The sequence below is a fragment of the Halomonas sp. genome, assembly GCF_041689495.1.
Classification (GTDB): Bacteria; Pseudomonadota; Gammaproteobacteria; order Pseudomonadales; family Halomonadaceae; genus Halomonas.
Genome location: NZ_JBDNGD010000171.1, coordinates 1 through 2,870 on the forward strand (window position 1 = coordinate 1; position 2,870 = coordinate 2,870).

Annotated in this window: 3 protein-coding genes and 1 pseudogene; 2 read left to right on the forward strand and 2 right to left on the reverse strand. The window is 60.3% G+C overall.

The window, feature by feature from the left end; translation table 11 throughout:
- Positions 1–211: 211 nt before the first annotated feature.
- Positions 212–640: a host attachment protein gene (locus tag ACESMD_RS05895; protein ID WP_372611228.1), complete on the forward strand. Its 429-nt coding sequence runs from the start codon at positions 212–214 to the stop codon at positions 638–640.
- A gap of 18 nt (positions 641–658) precedes the next feature.
- Here ACESMD_RS05895 and ACESMD_RS05900 read toward each other — a convergent pair whose 3' ends face one another.
- Positions 659–1,585, reverse strand: a complete 927-nt coding sequence (locus ACESMD_RS05900; protein ID WP_372611230.1) for a LysR family transcriptional regulator — start codon at positions 1,583–1,585, stop codon at positions 659–661.
- 164 nt (positions 1,586–1,749) lie between these two features.
- Between ACESMD_RS05900 and ACESMD_RS05905 the strand changes: the two genes are divergently transcribed.
- Complete coding sequence (locus tag ACESMD_RS05905) at positions 1,750–2,526, forward strand: ferredoxin--NADP reductase (RefSeq protein ID WP_372611232.1); 777 nt, start codon at positions 1,750–1,752, stop codon at positions 2,524–2,526.
- Positions 2,527–2,671: 145 nt separating this feature from the next.
- Here the strand turns inward: ACESMD_RS05905 and ACESMD_RS05910 are convergent.
- Positions 2,672–2,758, reverse strand: a pseudogene (locus ACESMD_RS05910) (P-II family nitrogen regulator); the annotation flags it as partial.
- Positions 2,759–2,870: the final 112 nt, after the last annotated feature.

The following is a 2,870-nucleotide window of genomic DNA, read 5'->3' on the forward strand; positions in this document are numbered from 1 at the left end:
CCTGGGATGCACATCGTGATGATGATTGGCGTCGGCCTCCGTGCCGTCACGTCGGAATGCTACCCCAGTTCATGCGGCAGCGCAGCGTCTATCGGCATTTTCGCGGAATCGGTTGACCACTTGGGGTGGGCTTGCCAATGTTGAATAGAGGCGCAGGCCGTCCGGCTCGCTCGTCCAGGCCGCGTCAGTCAACCAGTATCAAGGAGTGGCTATGACGACCTATATCGTGGTGGCGGATGCCGCACGGGCACGGATCTTCACGCGTGATGGCATCAGGTTGACCGAGCAGGAGAGCCTGGTGCATAGCGCGGGTCGGTTGCACGAGGGTGACCTGGTGACCGATCGCGGTGCCGATGTGCACGAGTCGATGTCCATGACATCGCGTGCCTCGGGCGGGGAGAATTCGGCCTCCAACCACGAAGCGGATATCTTCGCCAAGGAGGTGTCCGAGCGGCTCTACCAGGCCCGTGTCGACAACAGCATGGGCAAGCTGATCCTGGTGGCGCCATCCAAGTTCCTGGGGCGCTTGCGCGAGAAACTCGATAGACCGACCGCCAAGCAAGTTATCCACACCTTGTCCAAGGACTTGTCCAAGGCCAGCCTGGAGGATATTCAGGAGGCAGTTCGCGACCTGCGCTGACCCTTGTCGCGTCTCCCGTCACGGCACCTGTGGGAGGTCGATCTCGTCGCTGCGTCGGACCCCCTCCGTCATCTGGCGGCAGAGCCTGAGGAATTCGCGAATCCCGGTGGTCAGGTGCTTGTGGCGATGCCAGATGAAGCTGAATTGGCGACTCAGCTCCAGGTCCGGGGTGGGGATTGCCACCAGGCTACCCCGCCTGAAGGCGTCGCGGAGCGCCAGCTTCGATATGCAGCCGATCCCCAACCCCGATTCCACCGCCCGCTTGATGCCCTCGGTGTGTTCCAGCTCCAGCAGGATATTGAAGCGTCCGCGCCGATGGCGGGCGGCCTGTTCCAGGGTCAGACGGGTACCGGAACCCTGCTCGCGCATGATCCAGGCCTCGCGGAGCAGCCGGTCAAGTTCCACGGGGCCGGCATGGGCCAGTGGATGGCGGGGAGAGCAGAACACCGCCAATTCGTCTTCCACCCAGGGTTGGGTGATGACGTCATCTTCCTCGCACTGGCCCTCGATCAATCCCAGATCGAGTTCATGCTGTTGAACACTGTCGATGATGGCGCGGGTATTGCGCACCGAAAGGCGTACTCGGCTGGCGGGATGGCGCTGCATGAAGTCACTGATCAGCAGGGTGGCCAGGTAGTTGCCGATGGTCAGGGTGGCGCCTACAACCAGCGAGCCTACGCCCTGTTGACCGCGCAACAGCTCCTCGACTTCCTCTGCCCGGTCGAGCAGTGCCACGGCCTTGGGTAGCAATTGAAAGCCCAGGCCGTTGAGCTTGAGTCGCTTGCCGATGCGGTCGAGCAGCTGGCAATCGAACTGGCGTTCCAGTTCAGCCAGGGCCGTGCTGGTCGCCGATTGGGAGAGTGCCAGGGTGCGTGCCGCCCGCGACACACTCTCGTGCTGGGCGACGGCGACGAAGACCTCCAGCTGGCGCAAGGTATAGCGCATGGCACGGCTCTCCCGGGGCTGTATCGAGTTTCCTCTGACCTATATTGATAATATAGATAATCTATATCCATACAATCCATTTAACAGATATTTGCCGCTCGCTTATAATCCATGCATCAGACTTTTAAAATTTCTATATGAATATGGAATATAAGGGAGCCGGCATGAGCAAGTTCGCCCTGGAAGATGTGCTCAGTGTCTACCACTGGAACGACACCCTGTTCAGTTTTCGCACCACGCGGGAACGCAGCCTGCGGTTCAAGAACGGCCAGTTCGTGATGATCGGCCTCGAGGTTGCCGGGAAGCCGCTGATGCGCGCCTACTCCATCGCCAGCCCCAATTACGAGGATCACCTGGAATTCTTCAGCATCAAGGTGCCCGATGGCCCCCTGACCTCGCGCCTCCAGCACCTCGAGGTGGGGGATCAGATCATGGTCAGCCGCAAGCCCACCGGTACCCTGGTAACCGATGACCTGCTACCGGGGCGCAACCTCTACTTGCTTTCCACCGGCACCGGCCTTGCCCCCTTCATGAGCCTGATTCAGGATCCGGAAGCCTACGAGCGTTTCGAGAAGATCGTCCTGGTTCATGGGGTCAGGACGGTCAGCGAACTCGCCTACGCGGACTTCATTCAGAAGGAGCTCCCGGCCCACGAGTACCTGGGCGAAGAGATCAGCGAGAAACTCATCTACTACCCCACGGTGACACAGGAGAGTTTCCACACCATGGGTCGCCTGACCGACCATATCCGTAACGGCAAGCTCGCCGAGGATACCGGCCTGCCGACCCTGGATCCGCGCCAGGATCGCGCCATGATCTGCGGCAGCCCGGCCATGCTCGATGACACCAGCGGCCTGCTCGACGAGATGGGATTCAATATCTCGCCGCGCATGGGTGAGCCCGGCGACTATGTGATCGAGCGGGCGTTTGTCGAAAAATAAGTTCCACCCGGCTTCGCCGGGAGCTGTAAGCCATCAGCGTTAAGCTATAAGAAGAACCCCATTTGGCCACAGCCAGATGGGGTTCGCTGTCTCTAGAAGGTAGCCAAGCTCTGGACTTACGGCTTACGGCTTACGGCTTACGGCTTTATACAGCGTCTTTTCCGGTCTCGCCGGTGCGGATGCGGATCACTTGCTCCAGGGGCGTGACGAAGATCTTGCCGTCGCCGATCTTCCTGAATGTATCGGCGCGACCTGGGTGATGCTATCTAGACAGCATCTTTTCCCATCTCGCCGGTGCGGATGCGGATCACCTGCTCCAGCGGGGTGACGAAGATCTTGCCGTC